The organism is Actinomycetota bacterium (genome assembly GCA_035759705.1).
Taxonomy (GTDB): Bacteria; Actinomycetota; CADDZG01; order JAHWKV01; family JAHWKV01; genus JAJCYE01.
The window spans coordinates 1-19702 of record DASTUJ010000190.1 but is presented as its reverse complement, the minus strand read 5'-3'; the positions used below and the strand labels follow the sequence as shown (position 1 = coordinate 19702).

Sequence of the window (19702 nt, the reverse complement as noted above, 5' to 3'; positions counted from 1 at the left end):
GTGAAACGACTGATCCGGCCTCGCAAGGTCGCAATATTTTCTCTCTTCTGCATCACAGCAATGTTGATCAGCCCGACGTCCGCCCTGGCGGACATCGACGAGGCCAGAGGTGGAGGGTTCGCCCTGTCCGCCGATGTCCTGGGCCTGATCACCATTCCTCCCACACCGGACGTGACCTTCACCGCTACCGAGCCCGACGACGGGTTCGACGAGGTGGCCGACGTGGTCGGCCCGGTCAACGTGCTCGGCGCCGCCACGGCGGGCGTTCTGCACGTGGAGTCCCAGGCGTCCGGCGTGTTCGGCGAGAACCACGACGCCACCGTGAGGTCGGAGGCCAGCGCGGCCGATGTCGTCGTAGCCCCACTGACGAACGGCATCACCGTCGAAGCCGTCTCGTCGACCTGCGTCTCCAACGGCGACGGCTCCTCCGGAATCACCGAGATCGTCGACCTTCGGGTGGGCGGCAACCCGATCACCATTCCGAGCACCGCACCGAACACCACCATCGACATCCTCGGCCTGGCCACCATTGTCATCAACGAGCAGTTCGAGTCGAACGTCCCCGGCGTGGGCACCGGCATCACCGTCAACGCCCTGCACATCACCCTGCTGGGCGGAGCGGGCGACATCATCGTCGCCCAGTCCCGCTGCCTGCTGGCCGGCCCGGACGTCCTGCTTCCGCAGGTGCCGACCCTGACGGTCGACAAGACGCCTCTGACCCCCACCCTCCCGGCCCCCGGCGGCGCCTTCCCGATCCGGGTTCAGGTCACGAACACCTCCTCTGAAGCCGTATCCCTCATCTCCCTGATCGACGACGTCAACGGCAACCTCGACGGACAGGGCACGTGCGACACGCCCGCCACGATCGCTCCGGGGGCGACGTATACCTGCCAGTTCACCGAGACCTTCACCGGCGTTGCCGGCGCAACGCAGACCGACACGGTCACAGCCACCGTCGTGGACATCGGAGGCGACGTCAACCCGCCAGCTTCCGCCAGCGACAGCGCGACCGTCGCCATCACCGCGGTTGTCGGCGACGTTCCGGCAATCAGCGTCACCAAGACGGCGGTGCCGGAAACGCTCTCCGCTCCCGGGGGCACGTTCACCTACAACATCCGGGTGACCAACACCGGAGCCGAGGCAGTAAGCGTCACCGGCCTGACCGACAACATCTACGGCAACCTGGACACCCGGGCGGGCAGCACCTGTGACGTTCCCCGGACGCTTGCGGCCGGCGCGTTCTACGACTGCTCGTTCACCGGGCCGTTCACCGGTGTCGCGGGAGCCACCCTGACCGACACGGTCACTGCAACCGCAGTGGATCTGGACGGCGACAACAACACCGTCACCGCCACGGACACCGCAACGGTGACCATCGTCGCCGGCGATGTGCCTGCGATCCAGGTCGACAAGACCGTGACCCCCGGCAGCCTCCCGGCTCCGGGAGGCAACTTCACCTTCACGGTGACGGTCAACAACACCGGCGCCGAGCAGGTCAGCCTTACCGGCCTGGTCGACGACGTCTACGGCAACCTGGACGGCCAGGGCACCTGTGACGTGCCCGCCACCATCAGCGCCGGCGGGAACTACAGCTGCAGCTTCATCGGCAACTTCACCGGTGTAGCCGGCGCCACCGAGACCGACACGGTCACTGCGACCGCGGTCGACACCGACGGCGACAACAACACCGTCACCGACACCGACACCGCCACCGTTTCCATCCAGGGTGCCGGGTCGACCATCCGGGTCGAGAAGTCGGCAAGCCCCTCCAGCCGTCCCGAGCCCGGCGGCAACTTCACCTTCACCGTCCGGGTGGTCAACACGGGCAGCGCACCGGTGACGATCCTGACCATCAACGACAGCGTCTACGGGAACCTGGCCACCAGGGCGGGCTCCACGTGCGGGACGCTGATCAACACCAGCGTGGCCGTCGGCGCAAGCGCAAGCTGCACCTTCACCGTCACCTTCACCGGCGACGCAGGTGACACCGAGACCAACACGGTCACGGTCACCGGCACCGGGATCACCGCCACCGCAGGTTCGGCGACCATCAGCATCACCAACGGTGCCCCGATGATCCGGGTGGCCAAGGACGCAACCCCCACCAGCCGTCCCGAGCCGGGCGGAACCTTCACCTTCAAAGTGACGGTCTCCAACCTCACCGGGGAGCAGGTGGTGATCTCCTCGATCACCGACGACAAACACGGCGACCTCAACGGCAAGGGAACGTGTGACAACGGCGCAGTGCTAGCGGCCAACACGTCCTACGTCTGCGAGTTCGACGCCGAGTTCACCGGCGTGGCCGGCGACTCGGAGACCGACATCGTGACGGTGACCGTCGTAGACGACGAAGGCACCTCCTCGAGCGCCCAGGGGGACGCTACGGTGAACATCACCGAGGCGGGGACCGCGGTCCCGAGGATCATCGTCAACAACATCAGCGGCGTGACCTGCACGAGCAACGCCACCACCACGGCCAGCTCGGGCGAGTTCAGGATCGCCCAGGTCAACATCAACAACAACACCTCGTGTGTCTCGTCGGCCACGGCGACCGGCGGTACGGCCGCCAAGCCCACCCCGCCACCGGCGTCGACCACGGTGCCGAAGACGCTGGCCCGAACCGGGCAGGACGCGGCCCGGCTCATAGCCCTGGCGGCGGCCCTGATGGCACTCGGCTACCTGTTGATGAAGGCCAGCCCCAAGCGGAGGCCGGGGGACAACGGCGCCTGACCCCAAGGGTCGAGCACTGGAAGGAACGACGCCGGGCGAAAGCCCTGAAGACACACCGCCCGAACCGGCGGAGACGCCGGTTCGGGCAGTTGTACTCAAGGGCGGCAGGGGCACGCGGCCGGACCGGCCGTGGCGGATCCTTCTGGTGCTCGTCCTGGTCCTCATCTGGGTCGCCGCCTACGCCATGATGGGTGGCGACGAGATGACCCCCGAGGCGAAGGCGGCCTACTGCGGCACGGCCGGAGAGATCGAGGTGCTCACCGAGGAGGAGCTTCTGGTCTACCAGGACCCGCCCGGAGAGGGACAGGGACCGGACGACGTCATCCGGGAGCAGTTCCGGCAGACCGCTGCCCGCATGGTCCTCCTCTACGCCAGGCTCGGAGAGTCTGCGCCGGAGGACCTCCGCAAGGACATCGAGGACACCGCCACCGACTACCAGCTTGCGCTGCGGTCCAGCGACCCGTCCGAGGCCCGCGAGCTCAGGAACTCGGCGGCCTCGAAGCGGGTGGACGCGTTTACCGAGCAGACCTGCTGAAACTGTTCAACCCGGTCTGGAGCCTTTGGCGCTCAACGCTTTTTGTCCCAGGATCCTGCGGCCCATCAGTATCGGAGCGGAGCCGACGTAAAGGGCGATGGCAACCTGCACAATCATGGCCGTGCTGGCGAAGTAGAACGTCGACAGCACTCCGAAGGTACCGGCGTAGTAGACGGCGGCGACCACCAGGTTGACCGAGTTGCCCGGCTCGAACTCCAGGCCCGTGAGCAGGTTCCTGAGGCGTTTGGCCCCCCAGCCGGCAAAAAAGCCGGCAAAGAAGGGCCAGACCCCCGCACCGATCAATCCAAAGGACACGTAGCCCCATATCGGAGCGGGGAGGCGAAGCCCGCCCGACGGGATGCCGCCGACATTGGGGTTGCCGGTCAGAGTCCTCAGCGCATAGAGGTTCGGCTCCCAGTAGTTGCTACCCAGGTCCAGGCCCCCAAGGATCGTCAGTCCCCGGGTCCGCTCGCCCTGGTTCTCGTAACGGGTCAGAAACGACAGGTGGTCACGGACATCGGGAGGGCTTTCCGCCAGACGGCTGACGAAACTGCCCGTGACCTGGGTGGAGTCCGGGAAGATGACGCCGGTGGACATCTCGCCCAGGGCGAAAAGGCACGCTGCGGCGAGCAGGATCTTCGTCGGTCGGACCTTCTTTTCGATCAATATTGCCACCATTACCAGCAGCACTCCGGCGAATGCCAGGGTTCGGCTCAGGCTTGCCAGAAGCCCCAGGCCCAGGACTCCCCCGATCGCCAGATCGATCAGCTTGCGGCGGCGGTAGAAGACCACCAGGACCAGAGGGAGCGCCGCGGCGGCCAGGGCCAGCCCGGTGCGGTAGATCAAAGCGCCCTGGGCGAAGCTGTCTTTGTACGGACCCACCCCGTACTTGGCGCTCAGCCGGTCCGCGGCCAGGATGGGGACGTAGCCGATCGCCAAAAAGCCATACGTCAGACCGGCAGCGGCTACCAGTCCCAGGATTCGAGCCCGCTGGAAAAGAACCGCAGTGTTTGGGTTTCGGGGCCCCAGCCGCTCGGCAAAGATGGGGGGTCTGCGGAAGCCGCGCAGGTTCGCCGGCAGCAGGCCGCAGGCAATTCCCAGCGCATAACCGGTGGCGCCGATCAGCAGGAGACGGGCGTACAGGCTGGAGATCGATCCGGGGAAGCGCTCGATCACGTCGGTGAACACCAGCGGCAGAGCCATCATGACGAGGAAGAGGCCGCCGTCGACGTAGGCAAGGACGTTGTCCCGGCGTCGCCAGACAACTGCGTATCCGACAGTCAGGATGAGGAGGCTGGCGAAAATCCCTAGGCGAACGCCGATCAAGACAGCTTCCCTCCCCCTACCGCCGGGTGGCGATGAGGTGCAGCTCGGCGCCCATTGGCGGCAAGCCCAACAGAGTTGTGCGAACGCCGATCATATTCCAGGCCTTCTTCAGGGGCACCAGCAGAAAGCCCAGGCTGCGGTTCATCAGGCACTCCTCGGTTACGCCGAAGTAGTTGTAGGAAAAGCCTGAAAGGCCGGCTTTGGCGGCTATGAGTTCCAGGGACTTCGGGGTGAAGTTCAAAAGATGGTCCTGGGTTCGAAAATCAAGCGGGCGACCGATGCGAGCCAGAAGCCTGGCGTAGATGTTTTGGAAGAGAAAGTTGGGGCTGGTGATCAGGACCTTGCCGCCGGGCTTCAACAGCCGCCCGGCTTGCTGCAGCAGGGCTACCGGGTCCGCAACGTGGGCCAGCACGCACCACAGGGTCACGGCGTCAAACGTACCCGACAGCTCGGGCGCATCCGTCGATCCCAAAGAACGCTCCGCCCCCAGCCGGTTGGCCGCATGGGATGCCGCATGGTGGGACAGGTCGGTGGAGTACGCGTCCCAGCCGAGCTCAAGGGCGATCTCGGCAAAGTGACCGGCCCCTCCTCCCAGATCCAGCACCTTGCCCGGCCCTGCGGACCGTTCCAGGTGGTGCAGGGCGTTCCTGAACATCCTGCGCCGCGCCTGCCAGTACACCTCGTTCAGCGTTTCCTCGGGGTCCTCCTGCGTCCAGTACGCGTGCATCATCGGGTCGCCGGGAATGCGGCCCATCCCGCACCGGGTACAGATCCGCATGTGGTTCACCCCCACCTTGCGCTCGGCCTCCGCACCTCCGCAGGCGTAACAGGCGTCGAGAGTCACTGCCTCGTCCATGGTGGCCGCTACTTCAGCAGGAGCAGGTCGGTGAATTCTTCATCCAGGTAGTATCCCCGCAAACTCCGGATCTCGGACGTGGCGATGGTTGCCTGGGCAAGGTTGCCGTCCGACAGGACGCGAAGATCTACCACCGTGCTGTAGTTGTCGGCGACCAGCGTCTCGAACAGCTCTAGCGCGGATTGCGCCTGCAGGCCCTTGGGCCAGTACTCGACGACCACCGGGGTTCCCTGCTTCATCAGGCGTTCGGCGCCCTGCAGCACAATTGGGTCGTGGCCCTGGGCGTCGATCCACAGAAGCCCTATCTGCTCCAGAAGACCCGGGTGAGCGTCCAGGTAGGTGTCCAGCCGGGTTGTCTTGCAAACCTCCCGGTTGCCTTCGCCGGGCCCGCCCGGGTCGGTTGGGGCGACAAGCTGGGAGTCGCCGGAGTTGCCCTCGGTCCTCTGAAGAAGGCGTTCGCCCTCGCTGTTGGACAGGGCCATCCGGTGGGCATCGGCCCTTTCGGTCAGGTCGTTGAGTACCAGGTTCATCTTCAGAATCTTAAAGTTCCAGCTGTCCGGCTCGAAGCACACCGCTTTTTCGAAGCCGAAATGAAGCAGCGCGTCCAGGGTGGAGATGCCGATGTTGGCCCCGACATCCACGAAGACAGGTCCGGGAAGTGCACCAGCGACCTGCTTGAGGTAGTCGACCGCAGCGCCCATATAGCGTCGCTCATACTCGTGCGTGATGAACACCCTGCGGCCGATCTCGCCGTCGGCGGTGTCCACCAGGATCCTGCCTTTTCCGTACTCCGTGGCCACCAGCGGCGAGTAGCGGCTCACCAGCTTGAAAAGAATTCCCCGAGTGCCGGTGGACCGGGCCCCCCGGTAGTTGATCAGGACCTTGCCGGCCTCGCGGACCCTGCGGTTCCACTTGGGTGGCAGCCGGGCGGCAAGTCGTTGGGCTTTCTTCACGTTTGTAGGCGAAATGAGTGGGACCGGGAGGTTGTTTTCGACGGTTCCCGGCTGCCGGCGGGTGGGGCGGAAGCCGGAGGTCACGGGCGCGCCCGCGCAGAATATGTACAACCAGCCCGGGTATCCGGTGCGTTCGGTGAAGTTATCGATTTCGTAGCGTCATATCCTTAACTAAATGCGCACCCCGTACATCCCGAGAGTTGTGATTGATTGTAGATGGCTGAATTCTGGGGGTGCCGGCCGGGTCACCGAGCTGCTGCTTAGGGGTTTGCGGGAATCCGAGCTCAAGGTCAGATGGGTCCTGTGGGGCCCGGTGGATACCCTACAGAATGTTGTGTGGCCGGGCAGCGAGATAGCCGATATCGCCAACGACCCGCGGGAGTGGAACGGGCAGCGAGACTGGTTTCGTATCCCTCCGGCGGAGCTGACGCTGTTCATGCATCAGCAGCGGCCGTTGCGGGCGGTTCCATCGGTGACGCTTATCCATGACACAATTCCGCTGCACTACGCCGCCGGGCCGATCCAGCGGGGGTTGAAGCGAGCATTCCTCCGCCGGGTGGCCTCCATCTCCGGGGAGCTGCTCACCGACTCCGACTACTCGCGAGACTGCATCGTCCGTGATCTGGGGGTCGCCGGGGAGACGGTTACCGTTGTCCGCTGGCCCGCCGACACCGAGATGGCGGAGCGGATCGTAAAACTACGCCGGCGAATGGAGCCGCAGAAAAATGCGATCTACCTCGGGCTGTTCCTGCCCCACAAGAACCTTGACCGGCTGCTTGCCGCATTCGCCGAAACAAGGTTTTGCGCCGAGGGCGGAAAGCTCACCTTGATGGGCGGCCTCGAACAGGAAACCGATCGGCTCATCTCGCGCCTCGATGCAGACCAGAAAGGGTGGGTTTCGGTTCATCCCTTCTCCAGCCAGCAGGACCTGGAGTACCTGCTGGCCACCTCCCGCTTTCTGGTCCAGCCCTCGCTCGAGGAGGGATTCGGCCTGCCGGCCTGGGAGGCGCTCTGTTGCGGCCTGCCGGTTTGCTCCAGCGACGGGGGGTCTCTGCCGGAGGTCACCCGAGGGCAGGCGGACATTTTCCCCGCCACGTCCACCGAGCAGATGGTTACCGCCCTGGACCGCTGCGCCGCCCGGGCCGAGCTGATGACGCCGGAAACCGCAGAGCGCGCTTCGCAGGAATTCATCAGCGGCTCCCCGAGCATCTCGGACCTGGCTCGTCAGGTGGAAGGAATTGTCGAGCGCAACCTGGGGCGCCGCCACGGGTTATCCGAACCCGCCGCCCGCTCGAAAAACTGATGGGCTACTTCGACTGGCACGAGCAGCCGGGTTACTTCCGGGACATCACCCGCCATTTCCCCGCCGACGCCAAACTGCTGGACGTGGGGTGCGGGACCGGATGGGTCTCGGACCACTTCTCCGACTACACCGGGGTGGACGGCTCACCCGATGCGGTCGAGGCGGCCTCGAAGCTCGGGCGCAATGTCAGCCTGCTGGATCTGGCCGGCCCTCTGCCCTTCGGCGATGAAAGCTTCGACGGGGCGATTCTCAAGGACATCCTGGAGCACGTTCCCGACCCGGTGTTTACCGTGAAGGAGGTGCAACGGGTCCTGAAACCCGGCGGAGTTGTGTTCGCCTCCTCGCCGGATGCCCAACGCTGGGTATGGGACGACTACACCCACCGCCGGCCCTTCAGCCGGAGGTCGTTCAGGCTGCTTTTTCAGGATCAGGGCTTCGAGGTCGAACGGCTCGGGTACGAGTGCGTGTTCCCGGGGACCGGGCGAATCTCGAAACTGACGAGGCGCAAACGCCGGCCCCGGATGATCCAGGCCGCCGCCCGGCTTCCGTTCGTGAGGCGCAACGTCTGGATCCTGGCTCGCCGCACAGGCTGATCCGAATCTAGTCCGGGGGCGCCGGCCGGCTTTCGGCCCGGACCTGTGCTCCGAGCCGTCGATAGGCCTGAAGATCGGCGGCAACCGTAAAACCCATCGAGCGCAGGGCCCGGGCGTCCTGGGCCTGCCCGTTCACAAGAAGATCCAGGCGCCGGGAGAGCGCGCCGATTCTGCTCGACCGCCTCCCGAGGCGGTATCCCGCCTCTACGGCCATTTTGGCCAGCACGCCCGGCACCGGCAGATACCTTGGGTTGTCCCCCAGGGCATCCAGAAGGGTTCGTGTGGTCATGCCGTCCGACGGCTGGAGGACGACGGCCGGCGGCGACTGGGCGCTCAGCAGGAAGACAACCACGGCCCCTACCGCCGGGCCGAGGCAGACGGGAACCGGGCTGGTGCCCCTTCCGGGAAGCGGCACCAGGGGCAGTGACGTGAACGCCACCAGCTTCCTGGTCAGTCCCCGGGAAGGGCCCTGGACAGAGGTGGGCCGGTAGACGACCAGCTCGGCAGGCACGTCGACCTTTCGCTGTAGCAGGACCCTTTCCCCGGCCGCCTTCGACCGTCCGTAAGCGGTCAGCGGCTCCAGCTCATCGGTCTCGTCCAGCGGGTCCCGCCGCCCCTGAACTGCGGCACTGCTGATGTGGATCAAACGGGGCACGCCTGCGCCGGCCGCCGTTTGTGCGACAACCGCTGCCAGCACGGCATTGGAATCGAACAGGCGCTCAACCTCGTCGCTTTCCGGCTCCGCCATTCCGGCTGCGTTGACCAGGACGTCGACTCCGGACAGCTCGCGCGTCAACTGGGCCGCGGGATCGGGGTGGGAACGGATCCAGTCAAGAGCCGACTGCTCGATGGACCGGTCCGGGTGGTACGCCCCCTCAACCCGGACTCCGGTGAGCCGGGTCAGGTGATGTCCTGCCTCCACCACTGCCGCCGAGACGATTCCCCCGACGAAGCCGCTACCCCCGAACACCGCTACCTTGAGGGGGCGGATGTCGCCGGAATCGGGGTTCAGCGCGCTTCGGCCTCCGCCTCCGCCTCCACGGACCAGCCTAGGGCGAGCGGTGATTCGGTTAGAACCCCGGCGTCGTTACGCAGCATCCGCTCGATAGCCTGCACGCTCACCGGGGCCTTCAGGCGAAGGCCGACCATCACCACGGAGAAGAAGATATAGAAGTCCAGCAGCACCGAGTAGTTGTTGAGCACCCGGTCGCAGTAGATGCTTTCGATGTACAGGCGCTCGGCATCCGACAGCTCGGTCCTTCCGACCAGCTGCACCGGCCCGCAGAGCCCGCCCCGGGTCCGGAACCGCCTTTCGGCTTCCGGGTGAACCTCCAGAAGCGAGTCGACGACGGACTCGGGAAGCGGCCGATTGCCGACCAGGCTCATCGATCCCTTCAGAACGTGGAAAAGCTGGGGCAGCTCGGTCAGGTTGCAGCGTTCGATCAGTCTGCCCACTTTGGTGTACAGGGGGGAGTCCACGCCGATGTTGAGGAACCGAACGCCTCCCTCGATAGGCATCGTTTGCCGGTTGGCAACCTTGTCGGCGTCCTTGACCATGGTCCGGAACTTGCGCAGCCGGAGGGTTCCCGGTCCGTAGACGCGCCTCGCCGAGGTGTAAAAGATCGGCCTTCCCTCAAGGATCAAAATCGTCAGTCCGATCAATAGCAGGACCGGGATCCAAAGAGGAGCTGCAAGGATGGAAATAGTTGTGTCGAAGAGCCGCTTTTTGAGCACTTACGCTCCGTTCGAAGTCGTTAAGGGAAGAAACTAGCATCTGAGCCTCGAAAATCAAACCTCCCCGGGCATTCATTTGATTGGATTTCAACTGTGGGAAGCGGTTTTCAATCGGACTCAAAGCAAAACCTGTGGACTAACCTCTGCCGGCCGTTCGAAAGGCCCGGTGCAACCGGAACGCCGCAAGTACACAAAACAGCCACTCCCCGGCCAGCAGCCCCAGTAGCGCCCCTCCGGCATCCAGGAGGATCGCGCCGGGCAGCCCGACAAGCAGGACCAGGCCACTGGCGGCGGCCCGGGATTTCATGATCCAGCCGTGCAGAGAAAACGCTCTCAGGCCGCTGGTCAGCCCGACGGCCACCCCCACCCCCGCGGCGAACACGGACAGCAGCGGGATCAGGGGCCGCGCGGTGGCCCAGGTCTCGGTGAAAAGCCGGGGGCCAAGCCAGGGCAGGGTGTAGTAGATGGCTACTCCCCACACGAGTGAGGCCGCCGCCAGGGCGGTAGCTATCAGGGAGGTGAAGCGCAGGAGGGCGGAGTGATCGTCTTTCATCCTCACCCCCTCGGGCACCCCAAGTGAGTTGGCGCCGAGCAACAGAACGATCACCGGACCGATAAAGGTATGGGCGGCCCGCAGGGCGCCCAGTGCGTCGAGGCCGGCAACGAAGGCCAGCCCGTAAAGGAGGGCGTAGTAGCTCCCCGAGTTCGCCGCGAACTCCGTCAACAGCTTGCGGCACAAGGACGCGTTGAGCTTCAGCCAGGCCACGGAGCTGTTGATCAACGGCAGGTAGGAGAGCTTCAAGCCGGCTGCTACCCCGGCAACGGCTCCGGAGAGGCCCCAGATGCCGACCAGGACAACCGGTGAATCGTTGCCGGTGGCCAGCGCCGCCACCGAGCCCACCAGCTGCAGCCCCAGCCACAACCCGTCGCTCGCCACCGCCATCTGGGGCCGGGCGCGAGCGAATGCAAAGTGGCGGACCGCATCCTGGTACAGCAGGAACGGAACCGCCAACCCCATGGTTGCGTACTGGCCCGGTTCCGCGTCGACAACCCCCGCCGCGATCAGCAGGGCCACCGCCGCCGCCAGACCCAACGCAACGCTTCCGCCGGCCGCCTTCCTGCTCTCCGGCACGGCGGTTCCGTCCGCGCCGGCGGGCCGGTCCGAGTAGAGGATGAGAATTGGAAGCCCGAAGATCGAGCGGCTTAGTTGGAGCAGCAGCAGGTAGGTGGTGAAGCAGACCGAGAACACCGCGAACTGCGAGATCGACGCTTCGTGCAGGACGGCCACCGTGAGCAGGAAGCTGCAGGCGCTGGAAATCGCCTGCGAAGCCAGCGACCAGGTCGCCCGGGTGGCCAACCGGCGGCCGGTCAGGTTCAGGAGCCTTTCCCGCTCTCGGCGTGGAGCACCCAGTCCCTGAACCGGATGCGAAACTGCGCCCGGGAGAACCTCCGGGCGTTGGCTACGCTGTCCTCGGTCCGAAAGCTGCCCTCCAGTACCATTTTCAACCCCTCGGCGAAGAGGTCGGGGCTCTGCCCGGGAACCAGGACGCCGGTAACGCCGTCCACCACCGTATCGAGCGACCCGCCCCTGGCCAGGGCAACCACCGGGGTTCCGCAAGCCTGCGCCTCCACCGGCACTATCCCGAAATCCTCCTCCGGGGGGAAGATCACGGCCCTGGCGGTGCGGTAGAGCGCGCGAAGTGCGGCGTCATCGGGGGAGATCACGAACTCGACCGGGTGCGAAAGGTCTTCGGCAATCTGTCGCAGCTCAACTTCCTGGGGTCCGGACCCTGCGATGACCAGAGGTACGCCGGCAAGCCGGGCAGCCCGGATCGCCAGGTCCAGCCGCTTGTACGGAACCATCCGGGAGACGGCCAGGACGAAGTCCCGGCGTTCACCGTCGCCCGGGGTGTAGAAATCCGTGGCGACCGGCGGGTGAATGACCCGGGACGGCCTGGAGTACACGTCCTGTATCCGGTCCTTGACGGCTTGGGAGATTGCGGCGAAGTCGTCCACCCACCCGGCGGACCTGCGGTCCCAGCTTTTCAGAGCGAGCGAAACCGGAGCGGTCAGCCGGGCGCCCCGCCGGTGCCGGGCGTCGATGTTCGACAGCCACAGATAGCGCATGGGCGTGTAGCAGTAACAAAGATGGATTGCCCTCCGGCCGGGATAAAAGCCCTTGGAGCAGGCGTGACTCGAGGTCACCACCACGTCGTACTCCCGGCGGGAGGCGTACCTCCAGGCCAGGGGCATCAATGGAAGCTGGAGTGCATTTCGCCCCCGAAGCAGCGAGACCCTGTCCAGCGCGGTGGTTTTGACCGGCCGCCCGCCGAAGTCGTATTCGGCCGACCGGTTCCAGGTCAGGGAGAAAAGATCCGCCCGGGGAAACTCCTGGGCCATCGCCTCAAACGTCTTTTCGCTGCCGCTGCGGCCGCTGAGCCACTCGTGGCAAAGCGCAATCCGGTGGGGTTCGGGGGGTTGGTCGCTGGCAGGGCGGTCCGGGTGCGGGGTATTTGTCAACGCGCCTCATTGTATGGATCACCGGCTGCGTCTGCCCGACGAATAGTTCGTAGCACAAACTATTGATGCTGCCTATAATACGTATATGGGACGGCAAGGGAATTCAGTGGAAGCACCGTTCGCTCTGGCGGACGACCTCGGCCTGATCCTTTCCCGGTTGGGCACGGTGACCCGCCTGCGCCTGGCGGATGCGCTGTCGCCCCTCGGGGTCACCATGCGGCAGTTCGCGGTTCTCCGGGCGTTGGAGGCCCACCAGGGACTATCCCAGGCCGAGCTCGGTGAGCGTCTGCAGATCGACGCCAGTTCGATAGTTTTGGTCCTGGACGACTGTCAGAAGGCTGGGTGGGCCGAGCGCCGGCCCGACCCCTCCGACCGGCGCCGTTATGCCCTGCACCTGACCCCGACCGGCCGCCGGGTGCTCATGAGAGCCCGCGAAGCGGCATCCCGGGCGCAGGAACAACTCTTTGCCCCGCTCAGTCCCAAGCAGCGGGTTGAGCTCTCCGGGCTGCTCGCTCTGCTGGCCAGCTCGGGGCCGATGGTCGCTTCGCCGGCAACCAAAAATGCAGCGAAGGCTGCATCCGGCCGGTGATCGTGGAGGCCGGCCCGGCCGCCGTCGAGCCGGAGGTTGCCAAAGCCGGGCGCGCCGCTCCGCTGATCCCGCTGGCCGCAGGCGTCTTCGTTGGAGTCGTGATTTTTGACGCCCTGCCGGTGTCTCTGGGTGCGGTGGCGGGATGGGCCTGGCTGTGGGCCGGATTGGGCTTCGCTCTGATGGTCGGGTCGAGCCGCCTGGCCAAAGGCCGGGGTCCCGTCTGGGCGGCGAGGGCCGCCGGGATCGGGGTGGCGCTCCACGCGGTTCTCGAAGGAGTAGCGGCCGGCGCCGGGTTGAAGGTGGGTGCCGGCGGCGGCGTCCTGTTGGTCACCGGCCTGATCATGCACCTGGTCCCGGAGAGCGTCGCCCTGTACGCGGTGTTTACCCGGGCCGGGCTTTCCCCTGCGCGGGCGGCCCTCCGCTGCGCCGGAAACTGGGTGATAGTGGCGGCGGGTTTTGCCGGCTCGCAGCTCTGGCTGGCGGATGCCGGCGCCTCCGCAAGGCCGCTCGGGATTGCGATGGGAGTGGCTACCGGGTGCTTTGCGTTCATGGCCTGGGTGCTGTGGAAGCAGCGCAGCTTGTCAAGCGGGTACGGCTGGATGGGCGCCCTGTTGGGCCTGGCCTGGGTGGCGATAACCCACCTGTAGGTTGAGAGGTCAGGCGACCGGGTCGATCCCCAGGTCCTTGTAGGTCAGAAGCGGCTCGTAGAGAACCCCCCGCTCCTCGAAGGCGCCCCTGGCGACGTTGCCCCGGTCGACCAGCGTGGTCGCCAGGACCACCTTGGCATCGACCTCCTCGAGCGCGTCGAGAGCATCCAGGATCGACCGGCCCGAGGTGATCACGTCGTCGACCAGCAGTACCGAGACCCCGGGGCCGAACTCCTTGCCCTCGATGCGCCGCTGCCGGCCATGCCCCTTCGACGCCTTGCGGACCGAGAACCACTCGGTGTCTGTGAGCATCGCCACCGCCACGCCGATGGGGTCGGCGCCCATGGTCATGCCGCCTGCAGCGTCGAAGCTGACGCCGTGCCGGGCAGCCAGCGCCTGAATCGCCTCGGCGACGAGCCCGAAGCGGCTCCCCTTGGCGATTGCCCGCTTGGCGTCGATGTAGTCGTGGCTGGTGCCGCCCGACGAGAGCTGGAACGGCTCCTCCCGTCGTTCGTAGCCGAAGTCCAGGATGACCTGGGCCAGCTCTTTGCGTAACTCGGCCAGTGAACGGGAAGACGCCGAGCGCGTGCCACCAGTCATGCGGTACCTCCATGGATCGGATCGGTTGATGCGGCCGAGCGGCGACCGGACCCTCAAGATACCTGTTCCGGGCGGTGATGTGCCTGGGGACCCGAGTTCGTAATCGGGGGTACCTCTACCAAATCTTTCCTGATCCAAATCGACTATCTGCCGATACATACCGGTGATGCGATCAAGTAAGCCACTTATCGTGGCTATCGGAGTCGGGCGGGGCGGGCGAGTAACACCTAACCTGTCCCTTTGCGCGACGTTCGCAGTAGTCCTTTCGATGCTCGTCGCCGTGACGATGGTTTTCCCGCCCTCCCCTGCGTACTCGTCGGCAACTCCTGGTGCACACCCTTCCGCCTTTCCCGACCTGAGCAATCTGCCCTTGAACTTCGCCCCCAACCGGGGGGAGGTCGACGGCGAAGCGGTCTTCTACCTTCGAGCCCCGGATGCCACCATCGGCTTTACGGACTCGGGTGTTCGGTTGGACCTCACGAAAGACGGCGCGCGCCACCGCCTGGAATTTGCATTCGTCGGAGCCCGGCCAACCGTGCCGGGAGGGTCCGGCGCCCCGGTCAACCTCGTCGACCGGGGAGAGAGTCCGGGTAAAGACGCGGTCTCCTCAAGCTCGAAGCTCACCTATTCAAACCTCTGGCCCGGCATCGACCTGGAGTTCTTCGGCGACAGCGGCCAGCTGAAGTATCAGGCGATCGTGAAACCCGGGGCAGACCCCTCCCTCGTCCGGTTCTCGTGGACCGGAGCAGATTCGGTCTCGTTGAAGAGTGGTTCTCTCGAGGTTGCAACCCCCGTCATGACTCTCACCGACCCGGCGCCCTACTCCTATCAGGACCGCGGAGGCGGACGAACCGAGGTGGCCACCTCCTTTGACCTTGCGGATGCGGGGGAGTTTGGCTTCGTGGTCGGCGCCTACGATCCAAGCCGCGTTTTGGTGATCGACCCGGTTATCTACAAGTCGGCGAGCCTGCTTGCGTCCGGAGGCACTCAGACGGTGATGGACGGCGACGGGTATCTCTACACAATCGGCACCTCTTCCGGGTCCGATCTTTCCGATCTGCCCGGGGCTCCGGGGGGCGTTCCCGGCTTCGATTCCAGCAGCAACGGTTCAACCGACGCATTTGTCGCGAAGCTGAACCCGGATGCGACCGAGTACGTGTACGCGACCTTCCTAGGTGGAGCCGGAGACGACATCGGTTCCCGGATTGCCATCGATGCTGCGGGGGCCGCATATGTCACCGGCACGACGGACGACGGATCGACCTTCCTACGCACGGATTCCGCCTTGCCCAGGTTCGATGCCGGCTACAGGAAAACTCGTTGGCTCGACGGCTGGGCCGCGAAGCTGGACCCCTCAGGCACGTCTTTGGAGTACGCCGGAGTCATCGGCGGAACGGGGGACGAGACGCCACTGGGCATCGCGGTCGGCCCCGACGGAAGCGCCCATATTGTCGGGGAGACGTGGTCACCCAGACAGACCTTCCCCTACGGGGAATCGAGGGGCGCCGTCACCGGACTCGAGACCGCCCCGATCGAAGGAGCGAGCTCCCTGGACCTCAGGGCCTTCCTGGTGAAGCTCAATCCATCCGGCACGGCTTACGACTCCGCCTCCTACCTTGCTGCGGGAAGCGCTACGGGGATCCACGTAGACGGCGGTGGAGTCGCTCACGTGGTGGGAAGCACCCTGAAAATGGACCCACAATCCTTCCCGGATGGCGATGGAATCGGGAGTATCCCGGGCGTCGACCAGACTCCGAACGGGGACGTCGACGGTTACTACCTGACGGTGTCGCCCGACGCCCGCCGGGTTGTAACCGCATCGTTCATCGGCGGCCGCCGCGATGATTACCCGACCGACATCACGCTCGACGTCGCGGGCAACGCCTACGTCACCGGCACCACCCACTCCAGGGAGGTCAGCTTTCCGGACGGGGACGGCATCGGGGCCCTTCCGAGCCCAGATCGCACCTTCAACGGGTCGGCGGACGGTTTCGTGGTCAAAATCGATCGACAAGCCGAGGCCTTCGCCTACGCCGGATACATCGGTGGCAAGTCGAGCGAGATGGGCGGTGCGGTTGCGGTCGACGGCCGGGGCGCCGCCTACATCGTCGGACAAACCTGGTCGAGCCAGCTTTCCTTCCCCGACGGTAACGGGATGGCCGGGTACGAGGGGCCAAACCAGAGGTACTCCGACGACGGCGACGGTTATGCGGTGAAGGTCAACCCGTCCGGGTCCGGCATCGAGTGGGCGACCTATGTGGCGGACAGCAACCGTGGCATCTCCAACTCTGTCTCGATAGCCCCCAATGGGAACCCCATTGTTTCGGGATACAGCTCCGACTCCGAAGAACGTTTCCCCGCGGGCTTCGGCCAGGAGCTCATTCCCGGCCTGCGAAGGGAACGAGGCGGCGCTTTCGTGATCGAGATCGGCGAAGGTTCGTGGGCACCGCCGGAATCGCCCCCGGGGCTCAAACTGACTCAGCCCTACTACCTGCATACGGCGAGAGGTGACCCTATTGGCTTCATCGCGAGGTTCGACAACGCGGTTACGGGCTTTGACGAATCGGACCTGAGCTTCGCAGGCACCACCGCCGGAGGTCCGCCTCGGGCGACGATCACCGGTGGGCCCAGCGAATACTTTATTGCCGTTGGCGGACTTACAACTGCCGGGTCGGTGGACATGCACATTCCGGCCGGAGCAGCCTTCGATCATGCGGGAAACGCCAGCCTCGCCGCGACCGTTCCGGCCTACAAGCCGCCGAACGAGTGGCTGGACTGGATCCCCAACGAGGACCTGTCCGTCTTCGTCGACGGGAGCAGCGACGGAATGGCGCCGATGGAGTTCAGAGCGAATTTCACCGACGAGGTCACCGGCTTCGACGCGTCGGATGTTCGCTTCGATAGGTCGACGGCGCAGGGGAACCTTCACGCTGAGGTGACCGGAGGCCCCAGCGAGTACAGGATTTCCGTCACAGGGATGACCGGCCCCGGGGTGGTAGAGGTGTCGATTCCGGCCGGCTCGGCGGTGGATTCCCAGGGAAGGGTCAATAGGGACTCAGGCTCGTGGGGCAACACCGACAAGGTCGAGTGGCTCCCTCCGCCTCCCAAAGAGATAACGCTTGCCATCAATCAGGCACCCGGCCAGCAGGACCCCGGTTCGGGCGGCTCAATCTTTTTCACATTGGAGTACAGCGAACCGGTTAGCGGACTCTCCGAATACGTGAACAAGGCGGGGAGCACGGTGATCGAGGATTACCGGGACCTCCAGGTGAAGATCACCGGCGGCCCCACCGTTTTCCAGGTGGAGGTGACCGGGATGACCGAGCCCGGCATCCTCAACATATGGCCGTCGGGAATGATGGGTGCCCAACTGCTGTCGGGCGGCCGGGCCGTGGGTTACACGATCTCCAACGACCGGGCCGTCTTCTGGACCCCCCCTTCTCCCGACGTCACTCCGACCCCCTCTCCGAGCCCCTCTCCGTCACCCAGCCCGAGCCCGTCACCCAGCCCGAGCCCGTCACCCAGCGCCTCTCCGAGCCCCTCTCCCTCTCCGTCGCCCAGTCCTTCTCCAACTACGCAGGCCCCGGCAGGGGGCAAGCCCCTCGCCTGGGGATGGAACGCCTTTGGAATGTTGGGGAGCGGAAGTCTGGTCGACGGACGTGAGCCGGCTTCCGTGTCCAACCTGAGCGGTATAACCCAGCAGTCGGCCGGCATCCTCCACTCGGCGGCCCTGAAGGAAGACGGCACGGTCTGGTCATGGGGATGGAACGGTGTCGGCCAGCTGGGGGACGGATCGGCCACCGACCGGCACACTCCCGTCCGGGTAAATGGTCTCACCGACGTTGTGGCCATCTCCAGCGGTTGGTATCACAACGTGGCGCTCAAGAAGGACGGCAGCGTGTGGACCTGGGGATGGAACCCCTTCGGACAGCTGGGCGATGGTTCGACAGTCTCGTCGCCGACACCCGTACGGGTATCCGGGCTGAGCGACATCGCCGCGATCTCAGCCGGCACCCTGCACAACCTTGCCCTGAAAAAGGACGGAACGGTGTGGTCATGGGGTTGGAACGGCTTCGGCCAGCTGGGAAACGGGAGCACTGCTCAACACAACGCTCCGGTAAAGGTGTCGACGGGGACCGCCTTCAAGTCGGTGTCCGCCGGCGGCTTCCACAACCTGGCGGTCGACCAGGCCGGCAACGTCTGGGGGTGGGGCTGGAACGGCTTCGGCCAGGTCGGCGCTTCCGGCACCTTCAACCGGCCCCTCCCGGTCAAGCTGAAAGCTCCGATCAACGTTGAGCAGGTCTCGGCCGGTTATGCCCACAGCCTGGCGACAGGAGCGCAGGGCACCTACGCCTGGGGCTGGAATGCGTTTGGCCAGCTGGGTGACGGCACCATCGCCGACCGCCCATCGCCGGTAAGAATCGGCGCGCTGACCAATGTCTCCGCAGGTCTGGCTCACTCGCTCGGCGTAACCAACGGGCGCATTTCCGCCTGGGGATGGAACGGTTTGGGCCAGCTGGGTGACGGCACAACCACCGACCGCCACCGCCCAACCCCCATCGGTAACCCTGGGGCGGCCGGCGTCGCTGCCGGGACCTACCACAGCCTCGCTACTGAAACTACGCCCTAGGAGCCGCTCCACGGTTGGCTCGGCTGGTGCTGCGAAGGCCCCGGCTTGATGCCGGGGCCCTGCAATGCAGCGGTAGGTGCCTACTTCGGTAGCGGGGCTACCCGGCACGAGACGGGTGCCGAGACGTTGCCCGATGCGTCGGTGGCGGTCACCAGGGCGTCCCCGTTGGTGGTGATGTGCCAGTCGACCGCTCCCGGTCCAGGCTTCTGGTTGGGCGTGGCACCCGGGGCCTGGGTCAGCTTGATCCTCGTCCCGCTGGCGAACGGGCCGAAGGTCGCCGAGCTGCCGTCATCGGACACGGTCAGCTGTGGGTTCGGGTCGACTGCGTCGGTGGCGATTAGCTCGTAGAACCCGTCGGGGTTCTGTCCGCTCTTCGGGTTGGCGCCGGCGACCGGGACATTGCCCGCCGGGTTGGTGGTCTCGACGCACTGCACCACCGGCGGGGTGGTGTCCACCCAGTCCTTGGTTGCGTCGTCGCACACCTGGGTGCCGGCCCCGTTGGTGAAGCAGGCCTGGATATCGTCCTGCCCCAGCCCCGCGAGGCCCTGGACCCCGGTGTAGGTGAAGTCGGTGGTTCCGTCGGCCGCCGTGACGCCGGAGTCGCCGCCCGGAGCGTTCGGCCCGGACTGGATCTCAAAGGCCACGTCGACTCCCTCCACCGGGTCGCCGAAGTCGTCCTCGACTGT

Annotated in this window: 16 protein-coding genes; 7 read left to right on the top strand and 9 right to left on the bottom strand. The window is 65.7% G+C overall.

The window, feature by feature from the left end:
• Together VFV09_13115 and VFV09_13110 are read left to right on the top strand one after the other, a co-directional pair.
• A complete protein-coding gene (locus tag VFV09_13115) occupies positions 1-2730 on the top strand; it encodes a choice-of-anchor P family protein (protein ID HEU4868653.1) in 2730 nt (909 codons plus the stop codon).
• A 145-nt stretch (positions 2731-2875) separates the two neighbouring features.
• The gene (locus tag VFV09_13110) at positions 2876-3265 is read left to right on the top strand and encodes a hypothetical protein (protein ID HEU4868652.1); all 390 of its coding nucleotides are present in this window, start codon (positions 2876-2878) and stop codon (positions 3263-3265) included.
• A 6-nt stretch (positions 3266-3271) separates the two neighbouring features.
• Here VFV09_13110 and VFV09_13105 read toward each other — a convergent pair whose 3' ends face one another.
• The 3 genes from VFV09_13105 to VFV09_13095 are packed head-to-tail and all read right to left on the bottom strand — an operon-like array spanning position 3272 to position 6400.
• Positions 3272-4591 carry a hypothetical protein gene (locus VFV09_13105; protein HEU4868651.1) on the bottom strand — a complete coding sequence of 440 codons (1320 nt, stop codon included), beginning with the start codon at positions 4589-4591 and terminating at the stop codon, positions 3272-3274.
• Between the two features lie 16 nt (positions 4592-4607).
• Entirely contained in the window at positions 4608-5447 is an 840-nt protein-coding gene (locus VFV09_13100) for a class I SAM-dependent methyltransferase (protein HEU4868650.1), read from the bottom strand.
• A gap of 8 nt (positions 5448-5455) precedes the next feature.
• Positions 5456-6400, bottom strand: a complete 945-nt coding sequence (locus VFV09_13095; protein ID HEU4868649.1) for an FkbM family methyltransferase — start codon at positions 6398-6400, stop codon at positions 5456-5458.
• Positions 6401-6734: 334 nt separating this feature from the next.
• Between VFV09_13095 and VFV09_13090 the strand changes: the two genes are divergently transcribed.
• On the top strand, positions 6735-7703 hold the full coding sequence (locus tag VFV09_13090) for a glycosyltransferase (protein ID HEU4868648.1): 969 nt from the start codon (positions 6735-6737) through the stop codon (positions 7701-7703).
• Positions 7703-8296, top strand: coding sequence for a class I SAM-dependent methyltransferase (locus VFV09_13085; GenBank protein ID HEU4868647.1), 594 nt, complete (start codon positions 7703-7705; stop codon positions 8294-8296). Before VFV09_13090 ends, VFV09_13085 begins: the two co-directional genes overlap by 1 nt.
• Before the next feature lie 7 nt (positions 8297-8303).
• Here the strand turns inward: VFV09_13085 and VFV09_13080 are convergent, their stop codons facing one another.
• The 4 genes from VFV09_13080 to VFV09_13065 form a co-directional block, all read right to left on the bottom strand.
• Positions 8304-9266, bottom strand: coding sequence for an NAD-dependent epimerase/dehydratase family protein (locus tag VFV09_13080; protein ID HEU4868646.1), 963 nt, complete (start codon positions 9264-9266; stop codon positions 8304-8306).
• 38 nt (positions 9267-9304) lie between these two features.
• Positions 9305-10030 carry a sugar transferase gene (locus VFV09_13075; protein HEU4868645.1) on the bottom strand — a complete coding sequence of 242 codons (726 nt, stop codon included), beginning with the start codon at positions 10028-10030 and terminating at the stop codon, positions 9305-9307.
• 136 nt (positions 10031-10166) lie between these two features.
• On the bottom strand, positions 10167-11387 hold the full coding sequence (locus tag VFV09_13070) for a hypothetical protein (GenBank protein ID HEU4868644.1): 1221 nt from the start codon (positions 11385-11387) through the stop codon (positions 10167-10169).
• A 17-nt stretch (positions 11388-11404) separates the two neighbouring features.
• Entirely contained in the window at positions 11405-12550 is a 1146-nt protein-coding gene (locus VFV09_13065; protein ID HEU4868643.1) for a glycosyltransferase, read from the bottom strand.
• Positions 12551-12656: 106 nt separating this feature from the next.
• Here VFV09_13065 and VFV09_13060 point away from each other — a divergent pair, with 106 nt between their 5' ends.
• The gene (locus VFV09_13060) at positions 12657-13139 is read left to right on the top strand and encodes a MarR family transcriptional regulator (protein HEU4868642.1); all 483 of its coding nucleotides are present in this window, start codon (positions 12657-12659) and stop codon (positions 13137-13139) included.
• On the top strand, positions 13136-13786 hold the full coding sequence (locus VFV09_13055; GenBank protein HEU4868641.1) for a hypothetical protein: 651 nt from the start codon (positions 13136-13138) through the stop codon (positions 13784-13786). The genes VFV09_13060 and VFV09_13055 overlap by 4 nt, the downstream gene beginning before the upstream one ends.
• A gap of 9 nt (positions 13787-13795) precedes the next feature.
• On the opposite strand, the gene VFV09_13050 is transcribed toward VFV09_13055, so the two are convergent.
• Positions 13796-14386, bottom strand: a complete 591-nt coding sequence (locus VFV09_13050; GenBank protein ID HEU4868640.1) for a phosphoribosyltransferase family protein — start codon at positions 14384-14386, stop codon at positions 13796-13798.
• 370 nt (positions 14387-14756) lie between these two features.
• Between VFV09_13050 and VFV09_13045 the strand changes: the two genes are divergently transcribed.
• On the top strand, positions 14757-19016 hold the full coding sequence (locus VFV09_13045) for an SBBP repeat-containing protein (protein ID HEU4868639.1): 4260 nt from the start codon (positions 14757-14759) through the stop codon (positions 19014-19016).
• A gap of 80 nt (positions 19017-19096) precedes the next feature.
• Here VFV09_13045 and VFV09_13040 read toward each other — a convergent pair.
• A partial coding sequence (locus VFV09_13040) for a hypothetical protein (protein HEU4868638.1) occupies positions 19097-19702 on the bottom strand: 606 nt, incomplete at its 5' end.

What these genes read in the sequence shown, in the direction of transcription:
- VFV09_13100 (HEU4868650.1), bottom strand. Translation starts at nt 5,447, where the DNA reads ATGGACGAGGCAGTGACTCTCGACGCCTGTTACGCCTGCGGAGGTGCG.
- VFV09_13050 (HEU4868640.1), bottom strand. Translation starts at nt 14,386, where the DNA reads ATGACTGGTGGCACGCGCTCGGCGTCTTCCCGTTCACTGGCCGAGTTA.
- VFV09_13085 (HEU4868647.1), top strand. Translation starts at nt 7,703, where the DNA reads ATGGGCTACTTCGACTGGCACGAGCAGCCGGGTTACTTCCGGGACATC.